Raw genomic sequence first — 20,844 nt, forward strand, 5'->3', positions numbered from 1 at the left:
GGGGTACCGCCACATCGCTATCAAGCTAACAAAACAAAATTCCTCCTAAAATGAAAAAATACGCTATTCTTTCTGTAGAATCATAGGAAAGGATGGTGTTTTTTAAATTTTATAGATACTTTGTGGTAACCTCAAGTAGGAGGATTTAGCACAGTCAAATAATAATATCTTTTGTCTAGAAAGGAGAATGTTTTTTGAAATACACATTAAGAAAAAAATTAAAGGTGTTTTTTATAGGATTACCAGTACTAGTAATAATCACTTCTATTTTCGTTTATTACAAGTTTTTAACACCTTCAGCAGATATTCAACAATACAAGGAGTATTATGCTCCAAAAACAACACAAAAAGTATTGAATCAAGGTGAGGTAAAGGTCACATTTTTAGGAACATCATCTTTACTATTTGATGATGGAAATACACAATTAATGATTGATGGTTTTATTTCTAGGCCATCCTTACTAAAAATGTTGTTCAGCAATATAAAAACAGACGAAGATACTGTAGATAAAATTTTTAATCAAATAGGGGCTGATAATAATAAACTTAAGGGATTGTTTATTGCACATACACATTATGATCATGCGTTTGATTTAGCTTACATAGCTAAACGAACTGGAACACATGTATATGGTTCAGAGTCAGCAATTAATATAGGTATTGGTGGTGATATAAATAAGAACCAGATGTCTGTATATGAAGTAAATAAGGCTATGAAGTTTGGTGATTTTACTGTTACTGTCCTTCCATCGAAACATTCACCAACCTTTGATGAGGGAGAAAAAATAAAAAAGCCACTTAAACAACCAACTAAAGCACTAGATTATCATGAAGACTCTTCATATGATTACTTGATTACGTATAATAATAAAACTTTCCTTGTTAAACCAAGTGCTAACTATATAGAAGGTGTATTAGATGATATTCGAGCTGATGTCCTGTTTTTAGGAATAGGGGGATTAGGAAAGCGGGAAAGTAATTTCCAAAATATGTATTACGAGCAAGCTGTACGAAAAGTACAACCGAAGCTTGTTATTCCAATACACTGGGACGATTTCACCAAACCATTGACAGATACACTTGAAGCAATGCCTAAATATGCGGACAATACTAAAAATGGATTAGATTTTATAATTCAAAGGACAAAAGCAGATAAAATTGATCTTCAAATACTACAAGGTGTTAGAAGTATTTACTTCTAAAAAAGGGATCCACCACACCTCTATCAAGTTAAGAAACATAAAAAACGATAATAATGAACTTCCGTGCTAAAAAAGCTACAAAATTTTCGTTTAGGGACAATCTGTTCTGTTAGCTTGATGGCGATGTGTCTGTACCCCTATATCATCTTTCAGATCTTCCGTTCGTTGTAATGAGCGATAAAATATGGAACGGGGTAATTCTAATACGTTACGCAATTCTTTTACTGTTATTTTTGTTTTTAAATTTTTCCATAAAGTAACTACAGTTTCTGATTTCAGCCCCTTTCGATTTCTAGATAATTTCCCCATACAAGTAATTTTGTTTTTAGGTGTTTATTTTCTATACGTAGCTATTCTAATTCACTGAGCTCTTTTGGTCTTTTTCCATAAGAATATTGTTTTCCTACAGGTTGTTGAAACTGATACGTTTGATCTGTACGATACCATTTCATCTATATCTTAATTTGGGAAACATTTTTAATTCCGAGTTTCTCTATAATGGTCCAATTGGAATACCCATCCTTTTTCATTTCAATCACTTTCCACTTTACTTCTTCGGGGTAATGAACTCTTATTTTTTCATGTACCACTATTCGGGTTCACTTCACTTTAACGGTAAGGCTTTTTTGTTTTATAAGCTTAATCCAAACCGTTTTAATTCAATAAAAATCCCCTCTAATTGCTTTCCTTTATCCGTTAATGTGTACTCTACACGAGGCGGAACTTCTGGATATACTTTTCTCGTTATAATGCCTTGAGATTCTAATTCCTTTAGTCGAAGCGATAATGTTTTTGGACTAATCCCATCCATTGATTTTTGTAAATCACTAAAGCGTAATGTTCCTTCGATAAGAAGATCACGAATGATTAAAAATGTCCATTTTGTACTAATTACATCAAGTGTTTTAGCGATAGGACAAGGTATGCCCGGTAAACCTTTCGTTAATTCAACTGGATCTATATTGCTCATGGAACTAGCCTCCATAAAATTTTTTTAGATGAATTTGCTTTATAGTATCACAAAACTATACTTTTGGTAACTATATGAAAAAAATATCACTACTTCCATAAAGGAAGTTAGTGCATATACAATAGCAATACGAAACAAAAAGGATTTATATAAGGAGGTGGTGATTTCCATGGGGACAAAAAAGTTACTTGGATTTCTTAGTTTGTTTGTTATTTGTATTGTGCTTGTAGCATGTGGTGTGGAACAAAAAACTGAAGTTCAGTTATTAAAAGAAATGCCAAAGCCAAAAGCAATGACAATTGATCCCTCACTAAGTAAAAAAGAAGCGACAGAAATGGTTCATGCGGCGCAGCGTTTTTATGCATTTTGGGATACAGGTAAGGAGGAACTTATTCCGCAGATTGTTACTAAAGATTTCTTCGATAATACATTGCCGAAAGGGCGACCACAAGGCATTGAAGGATTAAAGTTTGCAGCGCAAAATTTTCGTAAAGTTGTGCCTGATATATATTGCGAGATTGAAGACTTATTAGTTGTTGGTGATAAAGTAACGGCCCGTCTTTCTTTTACAGGAACGCATAATGGTAAGAAAATTAATTTTTTTGCAATTGATATTTTACATGTGAAAGACGGAAAGATAACAGACGATTGGCATTTAGAAGATAATCTTACACTACAGCAGCAACTTGGCTTAATAGCTGAAGAGTAGATCATATAGGGGAGAGAAAAACGATGAAAAATATATTTATTATAAATGGACATGAAAAATACGGTACAAAGGAAGGACGATTAAATAAAACGTTAGTAGATTATATGGTTACTGTATTAGGCGAGAATCATCATGTGAAAACAACAACGATTCAAGATGGTTACAATATTAAAGAAGAACAAGATAAGTTTTTATGGGCTGATGTTGTGATTTATCAAACACCAATTTACTGGTTTAGTGTTCCAGGCTTATTTAAAACGTATATGGATGAAGTATATGAATACGGTTTGTTCTTTAAAGGTGCAGATGAATATGGAACAGGTGGTTTATTAAAAGAGAAAGAGTATATGTTCTCTACAACTTGGAATGCACCTGAAAAAGCATTTGGAGATAAGACAAAGTTCTTTGAAGGAGAAAGTTTAGAATCAGCGCTTAGTCATTTACATCGCGTGCAAAAGTTTCTCGGTATGAGTCCGTTAAAGAGTTTTGCTTGTTATGATGTGGTGAAGAATCCGGATATAGAGAAGTTTTTATTGAACTTGAAAGATCACTTAGATGGAGTAATTAAATAATAGTATGTGAAGAAGGTACTACTAAGGAGGTAGTACCTTCTCTTTCACGAAATACGTTTAAAATCTTTACTTATACAGGACTGTTTTAGTTTTTTTGATTTGATTAAATGTTTTATATCAGAGATGTTATCGTATGAAAGCTGAGTATGATAATAGTTAATGTACTCAAGTAATGCAAAAATATAAATAAATAGAGTGAATGATAGCCCACCTAAAGGTAAGTGAGGATACCAAATTATAAAATCAATAATAAACGTAATAAATCCCGTAATAATGAATGCTATATTTATCTTTTTAAGTATTTTTAAATATTGAATCATCCTAATGGGCGTAACAGATGTTTTCTCTTTTTTTAGTCGTTTCCACTTTACGTACCAGTAAATTACTCCTTGTAATAAGATAAACTCTAAAAGAAGAAATGAGACCCAAAAAGAATATAGGGAATATAAATGTAACGTAGGATAAGCATAATTAAGTAAGTAACTTGTGAAAATAAAAGTAATGACTGAAAATAACTCACCTGTGTATAGATAAGAAAGTCTTTTTTCTAGGGTGCGTTTCATGGTTTTTCTCCTTTTATAAAAACTTGCATGTTAATACGTGGATGGCTGTATCCATAACTTCGCAAAATTTGCCCAACCGAATGAATCAATTGTTACGTTTTTTAAAGAAGAAGGGTATGTTTTTCTTTTTAGAACGTGATAGTTAAATAAAATGATGTGTTCTGCTTGTAAAAACTCTTCAATCTCATACATGAGTTCATAGCGCTTTTCTTTATTTTCTTCTAATAAAAATGTATCTAGTAAACAGTTAATTTGTTTTTCGTAGTGCGGGTCCATGAACCGATTTACGAAGCAACTTCTATTTTTAAATACATTTAAGAATGCAATTTCATGATTGGCAGCAAATACTTCTCCCATGAAAATAATATCAGCATGTTTATCAATAGAGCGATTCATATAATCTGAAACGGGAAATGGGTGAAGCTCTACTTGTATACCTAAACTTGCACATCGTTCTTTTAAGAAATATGCATCATTTGCACTATCTTTAAATGCGAAGAAGTAAATATGTATCGTTTCTCCATTATATGTACTCTTTTTCAAATACTCTTTTGCCTTTTCTAAAGAGTAGGATCTTCTTGTTGCAAGGCGGCTTCTATCAGGGAAAAAGCTTGATGCAGCAATTGTCCGTCTACCCTCTATGTTACGAAGTATCATTTCAACATCATATAGTTCTCTCCAAGCTTTTCGAAAGTAAATGTCGTGATGAGGACCAGGTTTTGTAAAGTTGAAGCTAGCATAAATACAACCTATTTCTTCTATTTGTATATCATGCCTTTCATTTTCCTCTTCGTTTGGTAGTTCATAATCAGCATCTATTTGCACATGGTCAGGAATACCCCAAAATTCAATACGGTCTAATAATGCGCGCTCTTTAAAATAATGGGTGAACGCTTCGAGTACGATATTATCTTCAGAGTAATGAGCAAGTTTGAAAGGTCCAGTACCTATATAATGATGATTTTGAATACTCGTATCACGCGGTAAAATTGCGAGCTGCATTGAACTTACATAGTGTAAGAAAAATAAATTTGGTTTTGCTAAATGGAATCGAATTTGCAGTGGTGATGGTGTTTCAATTTGAACAATTTCTTCTGTTAACCATTCGAAAGGGGATTGAACTTGCTTTAGTCTTTCAAATGAAAACTGTACATCTTTAGAAGTTAAAATTGATTCATTGTGAAAATATATATCTTTTCGTAAATAAAAGGTCCACGTAAGTCCATCTTCACTTAATTCCCATGTATGCGCAATGTGAGGCTCCATTTTTTCAGTAACATCGTTATAGACAACTAACGTATCAAAAATTTGACTCGTAAGATGACTCTCTGTAGTTACAGCCACAAAAGCTGGATCTAATGGGAATATCTTTCTCGATATAGGAATCTTTAATACGTCGTACATATCATTTGAGGGTTCGTATCCAAAATGATGATGTAGTTTATTTTCTATCTTTTTTTGAAGTGCGAGGGGGAGGGGTTCTTTTAAAAGAAGAAAGATATCTTTTAATTTTTCTTGGGCTAACAGTTCATCTGTATAGGACTCAATCGCTTCTACGAAATTATGTATAAATAGAATTTCCGTTTTATTTCCGCGGCCTCGCCCTGGAGTCCAGCTAATTAATTGCTCCTCGCTCATTTTCTTTAATAAAATCTTTACGTTTTTCGTACTGCAATATAAAACATCCGCTAATTCTTGTAAGCTATTTCGCATATGTTGTTGATCTTGTGCATGTAGTCTTAGTCTAATGTAATAGTCCATAATTTTCATATATACACTTCCTTCTATCATAAAAGGGGAAACTCTTTAGAATATTCTAACCTTTTTCTTCCTTTTTTTCAAAGTAAAATAAGTAAGCATAAGGAGGGGAAACAATGGGATTTTGGAGTATGCATCGAAATATAAAAATTAGAATTATAACATCGTTTTTAACACGTACTGTGTCTACGATGATTTTTCCATTTATGGCGATTTATTTTTCCGTAAAGTTAGGTAGTGCGATTGCTGGTGCGTTACTACTTATTAATGTCATAGCTTCATTAGTAATTGGTTTATACGGTGGATATGTTGGAGACCGGCTTGGGCGTAAAAAGGTTATGATTATCGGTCAAAGTATACAAGTCATTTCCATTGCTTGTATGGGAGTTGCGAATTCGGATTACGTTGACTCACCGTGGTTAACATTTGTGTTTATGTTAGTGAATAGTTTAGGATCGGGACTTATGAATCCTGCGACAGAAGCGATGTTAATTGATGTGAGTACACCTGAAAATCGAAAAGTGATGTACAGCATTAATTACTGGGCTATTAATTTATCGATTGCGATTGGAGCGATATTTGGAGGATTACTATTTGAAAACTATAGACTACAATTGTTTATCGTATTAACGCTTGTTGCCATTATGACTTTATATGTGATGGCTGTGTATATGGAAGAAGTGTATGTAGCACGAAAAACGATGGAGAAGAAAAATGTATTAAAAGATATGGCAGATAGTTATAAAGTCGTGATGAAAGATAAAGCATTTTTAATTTTTTGTGCAGCGAGTATATGTACATTATCGTTAGAGTTTCAAATTAATAATTATTTAGGGGTACGTTTGCAGAAGGAATTTGAAACGGTTCACTTTTTATTCGGGAATGGTTTTACGTTTGATTTAACAGGGATTCGCATGTTGAGCTGGATTTCTGCAGAGAATACAATTTTAGTTGTGTTATGTTCAGCACTTCTTATTAAAATGCTGAAAAGCTTCAACGATTTGAAAATCTTATATGTAGGCTTATTTATTTACACGATTGGATTTACAATACTCGGAACGAGCAATAGCTTATGGATTTTATTAATTGCAGGGCTTTTCCAAACGGTAGGCGAGATGATGTATGTGCCAGTGCGTCAATCTATTATGGCAGATATGGTGCCAAATGAGGCAAGAGGTTCTTATATGGCGATTAACGGAATGGTCTTTCAAGTTGCAAAAATGAACGGGGCATTAGGTGTTATGCTAGGTTCATTTATTGCATCTTGGGGCATGAGTGCTCTGTACTTTATCGTTGGTATGAGCAGTATTTTACTATTTATGAAGGCGATAGGGAAAGAGAAGTATGAGGGGGAGGTTTCTCAGATTGGATAAAACGATATGAAAAGCGATGCTAGAAATCGCTTTTCATATGGCTTTTAAAACGGATCAACTTCAGCTAAATCAGGATTGCTATTTGGGTTTGTTAATAAGACTTTCAGCTCACCTACTTCAGAGAGCGCAACGAGGATATAACCACTAATAAGGACGACGAGTCCGATGACCCTTAATGTTTGCAGTGTGATATCACGGCTATTGTTTTCGGAGTTGTCTTGGGGCGTTGAAGGTGGATTGTTATTCATAAATAGGGCTCCCATCTTTTGTATTTATATATGTGCGAAATCATTATTTAACTTATGGATAGGAATTATATAGTCATTTTCACTATATGAGAACTGCCTATGAAAAGTGATAAGGAATTTTTGGGCGAGAAAAGAGGAGAATCCAAAAGATTATTAAAACTGAACTTTTGGATTCCCCTCTTTTTATTTATCTTGCTATTTGTGGTGGTCGGATTTCCTGTAAACGACCAGTTGATTCATTATTTTCATGTAAATACAAGGTTAGTTAACCCAATTAGTTATCCTAATATACGCAACGATTCTTCAATAAACGCTGGGATGTCCTCTGGCTGTCTACTTGTTACTAGCTGATTTTGACATACGACAACCTCTTTGTCATGAAAGTTCCCGCCGGCATTTTTCAAATCGACTTCAATAGATTTATATCCAGTTACATCGCGTCCTTCAAGTGTTTGTGCAGTGATGAGTAGCTGAGGTCCGTGACAAATAGCGAAAACAGGTTTTTCCGCATCCATAAATGCTTTACTAAAGCGAACAAAACGTTCATCGGCACGAAGTATATCTGGAGAAAATCCACCCGGTATGAAGAGGGCATCAAAGTTCTCTGGAGAAACATCATCAATACTTTTATCAATCACGACTTCACTTTTTCCTTGCTTACCGTGTACCGTTTTCCCTTTTTCCATTTCAATAGTTGTGAATTCATATCCCTTTTGTTTAAAAGCTTCTACTGGCTCTGTGTATTCTGTATCCTCGAAATAATCCGTTATTAAAATAGCAATTTTTTTACTCATTCTAATCCGCTCCTTATATTATATTATCGGCTCCAGAATCTTCCTTGGGCAATGCCTTCTATAAATGATTCAATTGAAGTATTTGTTAAGTTGTAAACTCCTGCTCCATCCAGTTTAATCTTACTATGGTCCAAAGCATGAGGATTACTAAGGACATGAGCTATCGGTTTAAAATGTTTAAAAGTAGTTTCTGCAAATTCTAAAACAGGGGGTTGAATGACAGACTCACTACTAAACACTAATACTGCATCAAAAAGGGAGGAGTCTGTTGTTGTATAAGTGTCAGTTACTTTAATGGAATCATTGAACTGATAAATTTTATTATCTATGATGCTATAGTTAATTCGGTGTTGTACAAAAGCTTGAATCCATTCGGACAGAAGTGAGACGCTTGGGTCACCATTTAATAGAATTGCAACATTTTTGGAATCAGATTTAAAAATAGTATTGGACATACTTAGTGCAGGTGATTTTGCATCTGAATTTACTTCGTGATTTTCCTTAGGTAAAGGAGCTCCAATAATGTTAGCGACTTCTTGTGCTAATTGACGATCGACGTGGTTTAGAAGAGCAATTACATTTGCCTTCACCATGTCTGATTTACACTTCCCAACTTCAAAGCAAAAAGCTTCTTTTATGTGCTGCTTTTCAATAGGGCTCATACTATTGTAGAAAAGTTTAGCCTGAGAATAAAAGTTAAGAAAGCTTTTACTGCGACCTCTAATTTTATGCCCATCAATCTTTTCTTGATAATGTTCATATCCTCCTTGTTCGGCTTGGACGGTTGCAGGTTGATTGTTATTTAATCCATTAGGATGATAGCTTGTTTGACCGCGATGAATCTGCATTTGATGCATGCCATCACGTTGATTATTATGAAAAGGACATACGGGCTGATTAATAGGAATTTGATGGAAATTAGGGCCCCCTAAACGAGATAATTGTGTATCTGTATAGGAGAATAATCTTCCTTGCAGAAGAGGGTCATTTGAAAAATCAATACCTGGTACGACATGACCAGGGTGAAAAGCTACCTGCTCTGTTTCAGCAAAGAAGTTATCAACATTTTTGTTCAGTGTCATTTTACCAACTAATTTTACGGGAACTTCTTCTTCTGGCCATAATTTCGTTGGATCTAAAATATCAAAATCAAATTTATGTTCATCTTCTTCTGGAATTAGCTGTAATCCAAGCTCCCATTCAGGATAATCCCCTTTTTCAATTGCTTCGTATAAATCTTGACGATGAAAATCAGGATTTTTCCCGGCAATCTTTTGAGCTTCATCCCATACTAATGAATGAACCCCGAGGGTAGGTTTCCAGTGAAACTTTACGAAATGGGCTTTTCCTTCTGCGTTAATGAGTCGAAATGTGTGAACTCCAAAACCTTCCATCATTCGTAAACTACGCGGAATAGCTCGGTCGCTCATTTGCCACATGACCATATGAGTGGACTCAGGATTATGCGCAACAAAGTCCCAAAAGGTATCATGAGCGCTAGCTCCTTGAGGAATATCATTATGTGGTTCTGGTTTAACTGCATGGACAAAATCAGGAAATTTAATAGCATCTTGGATAAAGAATACTGGCATATTATTACCCACTAAATCATAGTTTCCTTCATCTGTATAAAATTTTGTGGCGAATCCGCGTACATCTCTTACTGTGTCGTTGGATCCTTTAGAACCTTGAACGGTTGAGAACCGTACAAATACAGGTGTTTTCTTTGAAGGATTAGTAAGAAAATCTGCTTTCGTATATGTTTCTAAAGATTCATAAAGCTGAAAATAACCATGAGCGCCAACCCCGCGTGCATGAACAATCCTTTCGGGAATTCGTTCGTGATCAAAATGGGTCATTTTCTCACGAAAGTGAAAATCCTCCATTAAGGTTGGGCCTCTTAAGCCCATCTTTAAAGAAAATTCATCTTCAGCTATTTTTACCCCTTGATTTGTTGTTAAAGCATGTTTGCATTGATTGTCAGTAACGTGATGCTTCAATTGTTCCGTTTTTTTATTCACAATATAGGCCCCTCCTTTACTCTGTTAATTAATAGATACCCTTTTTATTAGGTCGTAAACATGTATTATCGTTTTTGTATGTAAAAATCATAAATATCGGTTGTTTCAGTGATTCTTGTTTGAGGAAGCAAAATAAAAAAGCCAAGGATAATTTATTTTCTCCTTGGCGTTTAAGATATTTCTTTTCGTTAAAACGAAGAAACGCGTTGCTTCGTTTTTGGTACAATAATAAATTTGATCCAGAGTAACCCGACAATCATAATGATAAGGCTATGTAAAAATTGACCTGTAGCAATGAGTATAACACTCGAAAATACAATGAGTTGAATACTTAGCAATATAAAGATTAAGCTAAGAAATTGTTTCATTCTTTCTTCAGTATGGATTGGATATAATGCTACAATAATATTTCCCGAAAAATATTTCCATAGTGAACGAAGCTGCATAGAGATCATATATAGAACGATGTAAGTGATAGCACCTTTTACGTATATATTTGGTATGAAATATAAGGCGAAAGCACCGATCAATCCTAAGCGAATATATATACCGAAATAATCATTTCCACGTAAAAATGCTAGTGTATGTAAGTAGAAGAAAGTTGCTCGTTTTTTATGTAATAAAGGTTCAATCCAATTTGTAAGCCATTTTCTTTTATTTACTTGTTTATTCAGTTGCGGAACATCTGTGAAAATGCTAGCAAATTGATAAAAACGAACGTTCATTTTTTCTTCTTGCTCAATTATGTAATCCCACGGTATTCGTTTTGTAGGCTGTTTTTTCGTATATAGAAGTAGGAAAGCAAGTAGTAAGAGTAGTCCGCCCAATATGAGAACATTTGCGGAATAAAACAGCATGTAAATGATTAGGGCGTTACAAGTAATACGAATGATCAGCCATATATTTTTTTCGTGACTATCACGCCACATCCAATGTATGTACATGTTCCAGGCTTTCGTAATCATTAACACGATAAAGATTGTACATAAAAAAGGTACAGTTAATTGTAATGATTGCATAGCAAGTGGAACGAGAATAAGGAACGTAAATAACAATGGGAAAAGCTGAATGATGTAATTGTATAGAAGAGATTTTTTGAAATAAGATGTTAATTTCTCTTCTAGTGCTAGTAAATAGACAGCATCAGGTTTCTGAATAAATGTACGGATAGGGCATCTCGTTATAATGAATGTAAGTACAATCGTTATAATTATTAAAGATATTCCTTTAGAAGGAGATGCTTTTAGAAACTGAGCATAATAATATGCACCAACGCATGAAATAAAGATAAAGCTATATAGTAAACCGTTAATCATACGTGCAAAGTATGTAATGATATTTTGAATATGTTGTTGGAAGCGACTGCTCCATAGCGATTCGATTGACATGTTTTTCACCTCTTTGTTCTATTATATATGTTTTACAAAAGAAAAAACGGGCAAATTGCGTTATGCAACTTGCCCGTTTTTCTTTTTGTTATTTTTTTTCTGATCACGATTCATTAATGGATAGAAAGCAAATCCAATTACGAATAAACCAATTCCGAGAAGGAACGTTTTTATATCGGATGCGCCAGTTTTAATAACCCATAGTGCGTAGCAAAGTGCGATAACTGCGACTATGCCATCTGTAATTCTTGCCCGCATTTCATTTTTATATGTTTCACCAGTTGCGACTAGTTTTAACTGGAAGATTGGTGAAACGAGATATGGAATGAGGTAGGCCAGTGTTGATACGGTAATAACGAATGTATAAGCTTCCGCAATGGTTCCTGATAATGTTGAGAATAGGAATACTTGCGACATAATGTTTGTTAATCGTAATGAGTAAATTGGACTTCCTTTTTTATTTGTTTTCGTGAAGAAGGAAGGGAAGAAACCTTCTTTTGCTGCTTGATAAGGTACTTCTGAGCTTAATAAAATCCAGCCTAAGATAGAACCGAACAGGGAAGTAAGAGCAAGTAATGCCATCAGTTTCCCGCCGCCATGACCCATTGCAGCATTTAGTGCATCTGCTAATGGACGTTCAGAAGCTTGTAATTTATCAACGTGAAGTACACCCATTGTTAAAATTGTGATTCCTAAGTAAATCGCAACTGTAATAAGTAATCCCGCAACTGTTGCACGTTTTACCGTTTTTGGAGAAACAGCACGGTTTGATAAAAGAACGGCTGATTCAATTCCGATAAACGCCCAAAGCGTTGTAAGAGCAGCTAAATTTACTTGTGAAAGAAGACCATGTGATGCACCTGATTTATCAATCATCGGTGTGTACCATTGTCCAAACTTAGAAGCTTCGAATGCAAATAACGTAACGACGATGAATAAAAGGAATCCAGTTACTTTCGTTGTTGTTGCTAAGAAGTTTAGTTTTCCAGCTCCGCTTACACCGTTTGTTAATATAATATGAGTTCCCCAAAGTAAGATGGAACAAATCGTAAATGTAATTAGTTTTCCGACTTCTACGTTAAACGAGCCGATTGAAAATAGTAGTCGCGTATCTTTCATAATTGGGAAGAAGAGTGATAAATATCCCGCAAATGATGTAATGATGGCAACGTTACTTGCCCAGTTTGCAACCCAATATCCCCATACCATACTGAAGCCAGCCATTTTTTTCTTTTTTGGTGTTGAGAATAAAGCATATGCATGACTTTGTGGCCCTGTCGTTAAATCAGGACGACGAATTGCTAAATTACCGAAAACAAGAGCTAGCATTAAAACACCAAACCCTGTAGTTAACCAAGCTAAAGTGACACCGAGTGGGCTTGCTGTTTGTGCCAACGTACTTGGTACCATGAAAATACCAGCGCCAACCATGTTACCGACAACGAAAGCTGTTAGTACCCAAAAGCCCCATTTTTTTTGTTGCATAGAAAAATACCTCCAAAGTTAGTATAACCAAGTCAAGCGAGGAGATATGTATGTCTTCCTGAGTCAGGAAGAGAAGTCCCAAACAAAACAAAAAAAGCACGTAATCTGCCGCTACATGCTTTCTATCTTATAAGAAACCCACGACATACCTCTCGATAGCTCTCCACAAACGAAACGTTTGTGACAGTTCTGCACTTATTAAATGCAGACCCAGCAAGCGTGCATGGTGGACACGACTTACTTCGGCAACCATTCCTTTCTCATTCCTTCATCAATGCCACTACATCTCCTGAAATGATACTCTTAATGATTGCAACCTCTACCTCACCGAGATACGAATGAGGATTTAAATATTAAATTAACGTCTTTAAGAGTAACAAATGAATTTTTATACGTCAATGGATATAGTAATAATCAGATTATAGAGAAGAGTTTGTGATTAAAAGTGAGTTAGGAGAAGATGTAACGATTATTAGTTCTGCAGAAGAAACAGCGATAGAGTTAAGTACCATTTTACAGCACAAAGGAATTTTGTCTGACAATCTGAATCCGAAGCATCGCTTTTTTACAACGGGATTTGTTTTATCATTTGAACATATCGCTGAGCGATGGCGAGGGTATCAAATTTCTGTAGAATGTGTACATTTGCCTATGAAAAATGCGTGTATACATAATTAAGATTTAGTAAATTACTTTTTTTAATAAATGAGGTTCGTTTCATAAGAAGGAAAGAATAAGCTTTTAATTGAAGTGTTTAAGGGCAGTTCAATTAAAGGGGAGATTGGATTATGGAATTATTAAGATCTCAATTATTTGCTTTAGAGTATATTTCAAAATATGCAGAGAACGAAAAACGTGGGGCTAAAGGAACGATTAATCATATACTTAAAATGTCTAATATTACAGATGAAATATTTGAAGAAGCTGTCGCTAATTTAAAATCTCATGCAAGGATTGCTTTACACTTTCATCCAGACAGACTAGATTCGAATATGAAAAGTGTTGCTGAAGCACTGTTTGAGCAAGGAATATATAAAAGTCAGTTTGAAACATTGCTATCTAATGGAAGCGTATCTGCTTATCCTGGTGGTGAACGTGACCTTTGGGAAAAGAGAATATTTGGAGGGGCATATCAATTAGAAGGCGTAACGAATGATCAACGGCCAAAATATGGAGCGCTAAATTTAATGTTACATCCAGATGGGCCGGCTCCGCGTTTTGGATCCTGTTATTTTCTCTTATCTCCAAAAGTTTCTTCGCGCTCTACATATACGTATTTAGATTCGCATCAAGATCCGAAAGAAAAGGGGACTTATGAGGAGTTTGATATGATTTTAGCTGCTCTTTTGGAAGAGACATTTGTAAGAGAATTTGCAATTGGTGAAGGGAATTTGACTCCAACAAGACTCATTCATCATTTGCTGGATAACCTGGAAAGACCGTTTATAGATTTCGCAGATAAAGAGCCAGCCCGTAATCTTAATCATTATATCGAAGCGCAAATTCATGGAGAGATTTCTCTTAAAGAAGACGTAGAGGTGCTTGTTGCAGATCCTTCATTTAAGGGTACGGATGTAGGAAGAGTTTTAGAAGAAATTTGCCTGAAGTATGCGATTGATTTGTATTGGCACATCGGTTTTGTACTTATGGTAGACGAAGTTCCGATGGATTTTAGAGGTTCAAAAATGCCATCTTTAGCAAGACGCATTGCACGGAATCATTGCATCGATGCAAATATAATTGGCTCTGTTGTAGTGGATTTGAAACGCAATCCATTATCTTGGAGTGATCGTGGAACTTATGAAGAAGTGCTTCAGGAATTAAAATTATTATGGCATGTTTTAGTTCGATTTGGAAAACCAAATCGGAAATAGAACGAAATACTCCGTTTTTCGGAAGTATTTATATAGAAAAGAAGCTGATCTATTTATAGATCAGCTTCTTTTTATAAGATTAAACTAAGTTTAATACTGTTACTTTCTCACGTGTCATAGACTCAAGGCTCTTACGAATACCTTGTGCGCCCATACCTGAACCTTTTACACCGATGAATGGGAAGTGGTCAGGGCCACGTTCTGTGCGTCCGTTAATTTGAACAGAACCAGTTTCGATTTTGTTAGCAATTGCAAATGCTTTGTTAATGTCTTTAGTGAAGACACTTGCTTGTAAGCCGAACTCTGATTTGTTAGCAATTTCAATTGCTTGCTCATCTGAAGAAACGCGGATGATTGGAAGGATTGGGCCAAATGGCTCTTCCCAAGCAACTTTCATTTCTTCTGTTACGTGGTCGATTAATGTTGGGTAAATTAAGTTACGCTCACGTTTGTTACCGATAACGATCGTAGCACCTTTTTCAACAGCGTCGTCAACTAAACCTTGAACGAAGTCAGCAGACTTGTCATCGATTAATGGAACGATTGTGCTATCTTGCTCTGGAGATCCAACTGATAGTTCCGCTACTTGCGCTTTTAATAAGTCAACAAGCTCGTCTGCTACGTTTTCGTGTACAAGTACACGTTTAATAGCTGTACAACGTTGACCAGAGTAAGAGAATGCACCGCTTACGATATGGTTTGCAGCATCTTGTAAGTCAGCATCTTCACGAACGATACCAGGGTCTTTCCCGCCAAGTTCTAATACAAGTGGAATCATTGCAGCTTTTTTCGCTAAATGTTTACCTGTGTTTGTACCACCTGTGAACGATACCATATTGATGCCTTCGTGTTCTACTAAGTAGTCACCAATTACAGAACCGCGTCCTGTAGCTACGTTTACAAGACCTTTTGGAAGGCCAGCTTTATGTAGTGCTTCAACCATTTTGATACCGCTAATTGCACCTTGAGTTGCTGGTTTGAAAATAACAGCGTTACCCATAATTAATGCTGGTGCAAGTTTTGCAGCAGATAAGTTTACTGGGTAGTTAAACGGTGCGATTGCTAATACAACACCAAGTGGTGCGCGTTGGATGATCGCAAGTTTAGATTTTGTACCGCCCGGGAAGCTATCGCCCATCATGCTTTCTCCGTGCATATGTAAAGCTTCTTCGATCGTGTAACGAATGAAGTCAGCTGTACGAACAACTTCTTTCTTCGCATCTTTATATCCTTTACCGACTTCTTTCATAATGATATCGGCAATTTCATCCTGCATATTTACGAGCTCATCAGCCCATTTATATAAGTATTTTGCGCGATCTTGTAGGGAAGCTTCAGCCCATGATTTTTGAGCTTCTTTTGCAGATGCAATTGCTTCATCCACTTCTCCGCGAGTAATTGCTTGTACTTGTCCAATTACTTCGTGTAAGTATGGAGATGGAATTTCGATTGTTTCTCCTGAAGAGCTTTCTCTCCATTCTCCGTTTAAATAAAATTTGTACGTATTGCTAGTTGTCATGATTAGTCCTCCTAAAATAGCAACTTGTAAGAGTGAGTATAAGGTGATTGTAGGGGGTTTGATAACATTTTTCAAATGAAATGTTTGTGAAAACGATTTCTTATTCCTTTTTTATTTTGTATGCCCTTTCTTACAGAACATTCTCTTATTTCAAAATGGTGTATCGTATATTTTTATTTGAAGTGTGAAAAAACAATTGACAGAATACTCAATAAAGTTGTAAGATTATAAATGGAAAATAAATGAAGGGGGTGTGCGTAATGATTGTAATCGTAAATGTAATGGGCTTAGCTCTGTTAAATGGCAGAGAACATTCATATCATTACGCAACCCGTACGGATATATAGGGCATCTTTGTCTTATAAAAAGCGTACGTTGCGTATATCGTAACGTACGCTTTTTATGCATTCCTGTGCATATCGTCAAGCGGCGGTATGCTTTTTTTTGTTTATTTTCCCTTGTTTGTTTCCGATAAAAAACTTTGGAAGGTGGAAAAATGTGATGAGATTGTATGGGTTACGAAATGTAAATGTGATGGGTCTGGATAGTGGATAAAGAAATGAGAGGGAAACGAGAACGAGAAGGGAGAGGTTACATTGTTATCAGTATTACTAAAGTTAAAATGGTTTTTTAAAGAGCACTGGAAGAGATATAGTATTGCCATTGGAGCTCTTTTAATTGTAAATATAGTTGAAGTTATTCCCCCGAAAGTGTTAGGGGTTACGATAGATAATATAAAAACAGGAACGTTATCGAACGAAGCAATTATGCAATCTATTCTTATTTTAATAGGGGTTACAATCGTTGGGTATGGTCTTACTTTCGTATGGCAACATCAATTGTTTGGAGGTGCATTTGTACTTGAGAAAACGATGCGCTCTAAATTTATGGGGCATTTACTTAAGATGACGCCGACTTTTTATCAAAAAAATCGTACTGGTGATTTAATGGCGAGAGCGACAAATGATTTGAAAGCAATCGCTATGACAGCTGGTTTTGGTATATTAACGCTCGTGGATTCGAGTTTATATATGCTTACGATTGTCTTTATGATGGGATTTACAATTAGTTGGGAGCTTACATTTGCAGCGCTTATTCCGCTTCCAATTATGGCGTATGCGATGAATATATATGGAAAGAAATTGCATGAAAGATTTACCGTTGCGCAAGATGCGTTTGGTGATATGAACGATAAAGTGCTTGAATCAATCGCTGGTGTGCGTGTTATTCGTGCATACGTACAAGAGAATGCAGACAAGGAAAGATTTCATCACTTAGGAGATGACGTCTACGAAAAAAATATGAAAGTAGCGAGAATTGACGCATTATTCCAACCAACTGTGAAAATGCTTGTTGGCCTTAGTTATTTAATCGGTTTAGTGTACGGGGCATATCTTGTATTTCAATCAAAGGTAACACTTGGTGAACTTGTTTCATTTAACGTGTATTTAGGGATGATGATTTGGCCGATGTTTGCAATTGGTGAATTAATTAATGTTATGCAAAGAGGAAATGCTTCGCTTGACCGTGTGAATGAAACGTTAGCGTATGAACCAGATGTAAAGGATCCGAAACATCCAAAGCTTGTGCAAGAGCCGGATTATATTCAGTTTGATGACGTTACCTTTTCATATCCTTCATCAACTGAAACAAATTTAAAAAAGGTTTCGTTTACCTTAAAACAAGGGGAGACGCTTGGGGTTGTCGGAAAAACAGGAAGCGGGAAAACGACGCTCGTACGTCAGCTTCTTCGTCAATATCCACTTGGAGATGGAGATATTGCAGTTTCTGATGTGACGTTAGATAAAATGACGAATGAAAATGTACTCGGCTGGATTGGTTATGTACCGCAGGAGCATATTTTGTTCTCAAAAACAGCGCGAGAAAATATTTTATTCGGAAATAGGGAAGCGACTGAAGAAGAACTAGAGAAAGCAATTGAAATTGCTGCGTTTAAAAAGGATTTAGAGTTTTTACCAGAAGGGTTAGAAACGCTCGTTGGAGAGAAAGGTGTTTCTTTATCAGGAGGGCAAAAACAAAGGATCTCGATTGCAAGAGCTGTTATTCAAAATCCAGAAATTTTAATTTTGGACGATTCTTTATCAGCTGTAGATGCTCGTACGGAAGCAGCAATCATTGAAAATATAAGAACGGAAAGAAGCGGAAAGACGACGATTATTACGACGCATCGTTTATCAGCAGTGCAACATGCGGATTGGATTCTCGTTATGGATGAAGGCGCAGTTATAGAAGAAGGTACGCATGCTCAGCTTATCCAAAAGGGAGGCTGGTATGCCGAACAGTTTGAAAGACAACAAGGTGAAAGTGAAAGTGCGGATAGTGGGGTGAAAATATGAGCGTTTCAAAACGATTGTTTCAATACGCGATGAAAGTGAAAGGGACGATTTTTGCTGCGATGTTAATGTTATTTATTTTCGTCATCGCAGAGCTTGCTGGTCCTTTCGTCGCTAAAACGATGATTGACGATCATATCGTCGGGATAGAGAAACCTTGGTATGAAACAGAACAGAGTGAAGATGCTGTTTCATATAATGGGGCTTTTTATAAGCGAAGTGATCGCTTTGAACAAGGCGAGAAAAAAGGGAAAGAAGTACGCGTGATGCAAGTCGGTTTTCAATATTATTTTGTACCGAATAAAGTAAATGTAGAAGGATCACGTACTGTAAAAGGGGATATGATTACCGTTCAAAATGGTAAGGCGGTGCAAGTTTATAAAGCGAAAGCATTAACAAAGGAAGAAGTATTTGCATTTTATAAGCCAGAAATAAACCGTCTATTATTACTTGGTAGTGGCTATTTTGCTTTATTAGTAGTCGTATCATTATTTGCATACGGAAAGCAGTTCTTCTTGCAAAAGGCAGCGAACAAAATTATTCAAATTATGAGGGAAGATGTTTTTTCTCATATTCAAACGTTGCCAATTCGGTACTTTGATCATTTACCGGCGGGGAAAATTGTTTCGCGTGTGACGAATGATACAGAGGCCATTCGTGATTTATATGTAACGGTGCTGGCAACATTCGTTTCTAGTATCATCTATATTATTGGGATATTTGCTGCGCTATTTTTATTAGATGTGAAGCTCGCTTCATTATGTTTATTAATTATCCCAATTTTAATTGTTTGGGCGATTCTTTATAGAAAATACGCGTCTGTATACAATCATAAAATGCGCTCTCGTTTATCTGATATTAACGGAACAGTAAATGAATCCATTCAAGGGATGCCAATTATTCAAGCGTTCCGTCAAGAGCGTGAAACGAAAAAAGAGTTTGAAGAATTAAATGGCGATTATTTTAAGTATCAAAATAAAATTTTGAATTTAAATGCAGCAACTTCTCATAATTTAGTATCCGTATTAAGAAATATCGCTTTCACAGGTGTGATTTGGTATTTCGGTGGCGCTTCATTAAGTGCTACAGGCGTCATTTCTCTAGGGATACTGTATGCGTTCGTTGATTATTTAACACGATTGTTCTCACCGATTACAAATATGGTGAATCAGCTTGCTAACTTAGAACAATCGCGTGTTGCATCAGAGCGTGTTTTTGAATTGTTAGAGGAAAAAGGAGAAGCAGTAGAAGAAGAGCGTATGCCTCGCTTACAAGGAAATGTGAAGTTTGATAATGTATCGTTTTCTTATAATGGGAAAGATGAAGTGTTAAAAAATATTTCTTTTGAAGCGAAACAAGGGGAGACCGTGGCACTTGTCGGTCATACTGGATCAGGAAAAAGTTCTATTATGAACGTACTCTTTCAGTTTTACGAGTTTGAAAAAGGAAAGCTTACGATTGATGGTCATGATGTAAAAGAGATGCCGAAACAAGCAACTCGTGAACATATGGGAATTGTACTGCAAGATCCGTTTTTATTTAGCGGAACAGTAGCATCTAATGTAAGTTTAGAAAATGAAAAAATTTCAAAAGAGCACATCGTAAAAGCATTGCGTGATGTTGGTGCTGAAAGATTTGCGAACAATATAAATGAAGAAATTACAGAAAAGGGAAGTACGCTTTCCACTGGAGAACGTCAGCTTATATCGTTTGCTAGGGCGCTCGCTTTTGACCCAGCCATTTTAATTTTAGATGAAGCGACATCTAGTATCGATACAGAAACAGAGGCGATGATTCAACAAGCACTAGAAGTTGTAAAAAAAGGAAGAACGACATTTATTATCGCTCACCGCCTTTCAACAATTAAAAGCGCAGATCAAATTATTGTGCTTGATAGAGGAACCATTTTAGAAAAAGGGTCTCATGATGAGCTAATGAAAAAGCGCGGGCGTTATTATGATATGTACAAAACGCAAATGGAAGGGAACCAGAGCGCTTAATAGGTATGGGAGAG

Annotated in this window: 16 protein-coding genes, 2 pseudogenes and 1 riboswitch; of the genes and pseudogenes, 8 read left to right on the forward strand and 10 right to left on the reverse strand. The window is 35.8% G+C overall.

The window, feature by feature from the left end; genetic code table 11:
* The first annotated feature begins 194 nt into the window (after nt 1–194).
* Nucleotides 195–1,202, forward strand: a complete 1,008-nt coding sequence (locus HMPREF1014_RS16220) for an MBL fold metallo-hydrolase (RefSeq protein ID WP_000877998.1) — start codon at nt 195–197, stop codon at nt 1,200–1,202.
* Between the two features lie 138 nt (nt 1,203–1,340).
* On the opposite strand, the pseudogene HMPREF1014_RS31325 reads toward HMPREF1014_RS16220, so the two are convergent.
* Together HMPREF1014_RS31325 and HMPREF1014_RS16230 are read right to left on the reverse strand one after the other, a co-directional pair.
* Nucleotides 1,341–1,732: pseudogene (locus HMPREF1014_RS31325) on the reverse strand (IS3-like element ISBt2 family transposase); the annotation flags it as partial.
* Nucleotides 1,733–1,833: 101 nt separating this feature from the next.
* Nucleotides 1,834–2,172, reverse strand: a complete 339-nt coding sequence (locus tag HMPREF1014_RS16230) for a winged helix-turn-helix transcriptional regulator (protein ID WP_000065115.1) — start codon at nt 2,170–2,172, stop codon at nt 1,834–1,836.
* A 169-nt stretch (nt 2,173–2,341) separates the two neighbouring features.
* Between HMPREF1014_RS16230 and HMPREF1014_RS16235 the strand changes: the two genes are divergently transcribed.
* The gene (locus HMPREF1014_RS16235; RefSeq protein ID WP_000536848.1) at nt 2,342–2,881 is read left to right on the forward strand and encodes an ester cyclase; all 540 of its coding nucleotides are present in this window, start codon (nt 2,342–2,344) and stop codon (nt 2,879–2,881) included.
* 23 nt (nt 2,882–2,904) lie between these two features.
* Complete coding sequence (locus HMPREF1014_RS16240; protein WP_000789178.1) at nt 2,905–3,453, forward strand: NAD(P)H-dependent oxidoreductase; 549 nt, start codon at nt 2,905–2,907, stop codon at nt 3,451–3,453.
* A gap of 44 nt (nt 3,454–3,497) precedes the next feature.
* On the opposite strand, the gene HMPREF1014_RS16245 is transcribed toward HMPREF1014_RS16240, so the two are convergent.
* Together HMPREF1014_RS16245 and HMPREF1014_RS16250 are read right to left on the reverse strand one after the other, a co-directional pair.
* Nucleotides 3,498–4,016 carry a hypothetical protein gene (locus tag HMPREF1014_RS16245; RefSeq protein ID WP_000831575.1) on the reverse strand — a complete coding sequence of 173 codons (519 nt, stop codon included), beginning with the start codon at nt 4,014–4,016 and terminating at the stop codon, nt 3,498–3,500.
* A 30-nt stretch (nt 4,017–4,046) separates the two neighbouring features.
* Nucleotides 4,047–5,807, reverse strand: coding sequence for an SgrR family transcriptional regulator (locus tag HMPREF1014_RS16250; RefSeq protein WP_000569520.1), 1,761 nt, complete (start codon nt 5,805–5,807; stop codon nt 4,047–4,049).
* Nucleotides 5,808–5,890: 83 nt separating this feature from the next.
* Between HMPREF1014_RS16250 and HMPREF1014_RS16255 the strand changes: the two genes are divergently transcribed.
* Nucleotides 5,891–7,147 carry an MDR family MFS transporter gene (locus HMPREF1014_RS16255; RefSeq protein WP_000508238.1) on the forward strand — a complete coding sequence of 419 codons (1,257 nt, stop codon included), beginning with the start codon at nt 5,891–5,893 and terminating at the stop codon, nt 7,145–7,147.
* Between the two features lie 44 nt (nt 7,148–7,191).
* Here the strand turns inward: HMPREF1014_RS16255 and HMPREF1014_RS16260 are convergent, their stop codons facing one another.
* The 5 genes from HMPREF1014_RS16260 to HMPREF1014_RS16280 all read right to left on the reverse strand — a co-directional run bounded on the left by HMPREF1014_RS16260 (nt 7,192) and on the right by HMPREF1014_RS16280 (nt 13,083).
* Nucleotides 7,192–7,395 (reverse strand): hypothetical protein, encoded by a 204-nt coding sequence (locus tag HMPREF1014_RS16260; RefSeq protein WP_001063872.1) that lies wholly within the window; start codon nt 7,393–7,395, stop codon nt 7,192–7,194.
* A gap of 278 nt (nt 7,396–7,673) precedes the next feature.
* Nucleotides 7,674–8,189 (reverse strand): type 1 glutamine amidotransferase domain-containing protein, encoded by a 516-nt coding sequence (locus HMPREF1014_RS16265; protein ID WP_000037532.1) that lies wholly within the window; start codon nt 8,187–8,189, stop codon nt 7,674–7,676.
* 23 nt (nt 8,190–8,212) lie between these two features.
* Entirely contained in the window at nt 8,213–10,210 is a 1,998-nt protein-coding gene (locus HMPREF1014_RS16270) for a catalase (RefSeq protein WP_001036536.1), read from the reverse strand.
* 188 nt (nt 10,211–10,398) lie between these two features.
* Complete coding sequence (locus HMPREF1014_RS16275) at nt 10,399–11,598, reverse strand: ABC transporter permease (protein ID WP_000021364.1); 1,200 nt, start codon at nt 11,596–11,598, stop codon at nt 10,399–10,401.
* Between the two features lie 60 nt (nt 11,599–11,658).
* Nucleotides 11,659–13,083: an amino acid permease gene (locus tag HMPREF1014_RS16280; protein ID WP_001186303.1), complete on the reverse strand. Its 1,425-nt coding sequence runs from the start codon at nt 13,081–13,083 to the stop codon at nt 11,659–11,661.
* A gap of 148 nt (nt 13,084–13,231) precedes the next feature.
* A riboswitch (Lysine riboswitch) is annotated at nt 13,232–13,413 on the reverse strand.
* A gap of 99 nt (nt 13,414–13,512) precedes the next feature.
* Between HMPREF1014_RS16280 and HMPREF1014_RS16285 the strand changes: the two are divergent.
* Nucleotides 13,513–13,761: pseudogene (locus HMPREF1014_RS16285) on the forward strand (glutamate racemase); the annotation flags it as partial.
* 110 nt (nt 13,762–13,871) lie between these two features.
* Complete coding sequence (locus tag HMPREF1014_RS16290) at nt 13,872–14,957, forward strand: DUF3626 domain-containing protein (RefSeq protein ID WP_000422026.1); 1,086 nt, start codon at nt 13,872–13,874, stop codon at nt 14,955–14,957.
* Nucleotides 14,958–15,036: 79 nt separating this feature from the next.
* Here the strand turns inward: HMPREF1014_RS16290 and gapN are convergent, their stop codons facing one another.
* The gene (gene gapN / locus HMPREF1014_RS16295; protein WP_000213621.1) at nt 15,037–16,476 is read right to left on the reverse strand and encodes an NADP-dependent glyceraldehyde-3-phosphate dehydrogenase; all 1,440 of its coding nucleotides are present in this window, start codon (nt 16,474–16,476) and stop codon (nt 15,037–15,039) included.
* Between the two features lie 596 nt (nt 16,477–17,072).
* On the opposite strand from gapN, the gene HMPREF1014_RS16305 reads away from it, so the two are divergent.
* Together HMPREF1014_RS16305 and HMPREF1014_RS16310 are read left to right on the forward strand one after the other, a co-directional pair.
* The gene (locus HMPREF1014_RS16305) at nt 17,073–18,833 is read left to right on the forward strand and encodes an ABC transporter ATP-binding protein (protein WP_000953771.1); all 1,761 of its coding nucleotides are present in this window, start codon (nt 17,073–17,075) and stop codon (nt 18,831–18,833) included.
* Nucleotides 18,830–20,830: an ABC transporter ATP-binding protein gene (locus HMPREF1014_RS16310; protein ID WP_000116651.1), complete on the forward strand. Its 2,001-nt coding sequence runs from the start codon at nt 18,830–18,832 to the stop codon at nt 20,828–20,830. The genes HMPREF1014_RS16305 and HMPREF1014_RS16310 overlap by 4 nt, the downstream gene beginning before the upstream one ends.
* The last annotated feature ends 14 nt before the right edge of the window (nt 20,831–20,844 follow it).

It is taken from the genome of Bacillus sp. 7_6_55CFAA_CT2 (genome assembly GCF_000238655.1).
GTDB lineage: Bacteria > Bacillota > Bacilli > Bacillales > Bacillaceae_G > Bacillus_A > Bacillus_A cereus.

What these genes read in the sequence shown, in the direction of transcription:
- HMPREF1014_RS16230 (WP_000065115.1), bottom strand. Translation starts at nt 2,172, where the DNA reads ATGAGCAATATAGATCCAGTTGAATTAACGAAAGGTTTACCGGGCATA.
- HMPREF1014_RS16235 (WP_000536848.1), top strand. Translation starts at nt 2,342, where the DNA reads ATGGGGACAAAAAAGTTACTTGGATTTCTTAGTTTGTTTGTTATTTGT.
- HMPREF1014_RS16240 (WP_000789178.1), top strand. Translation starts at nt 2,905, where the DNA reads ATGAAAAATATATTTATTATAAATGGACATGAAAAATACGGTACAAAG.
- HMPREF1014_RS16245 (WP_000831575.1), bottom strand. Translation starts at nt 4,016, where the DNA reads ATGAAACGCACCCTAGAAAAAAGACTTTCTTATCTATACACAGGTGAG.
- HMPREF1014_RS16250 (WP_000569520.1), bottom strand. Translation starts at nt 5,807, where the DNA reads ATGATAGAAGGAAGTGTATATATGAAAATTATGGACTATTACATTAGA.
- HMPREF1014_RS16255 (WP_000508238.1), top strand. Translation starts at nt 5,891, where the DNA reads ATGGGATTTTGGAGTATGCATCGAAATATAAAAATTAGAATTATAACA.
- HMPREF1014_RS16260 (WP_001063872.1), bottom strand. Translation starts at nt 7,395, where the DNA reads ATGAATAACAATCCACCTTCAACGCCCCAAGACAACTCCGAAAACAAT.
- HMPREF1014_RS16265 (WP_000037532.1), bottom strand. Translation starts at nt 8,189, where the DNA reads ATGAGTAAAAAAATTGCTATTTTAATAACGGATTATTTCGAGGATACA.
- HMPREF1014_RS16275 (WP_000021364.1), bottom strand. Translation starts at nt 11,598, where the DNA reads ATGTCAATCGAATCGCTATGGAGCAGTCGCTTCCAACAACATATTCAA.
- HMPREF1014_RS16280 (WP_001186303.1), bottom strand. Translation starts at nt 13,083, where the DNA reads ATGCAACAAAAAAAATGGGGCTTTTGGGTACTAACAGCTTTCGTTGTC.
- HMPREF1014_RS16290 (WP_000422026.1), top strand. Translation starts at nt 13,872, where the DNA reads ATGGAATTATTAAGATCTCAATTATTTGCTTTAGAGTATATTTCAAAA.
- gapN (WP_000213621.1), bottom strand. Translation starts at nt 16,476, where the DNA reads ATGACAACTAGCAATACGTACAAATTTTATTTAAACGGAGAATGGAGA.
- HMPREF1014_RS16310 (WP_000116651.1), top strand. Translation starts at nt 18,830, where the DNA reads ATGAGCGTTTCAAAACGATTGTTTCAATACGCGATGAAAGTGAAAGGG.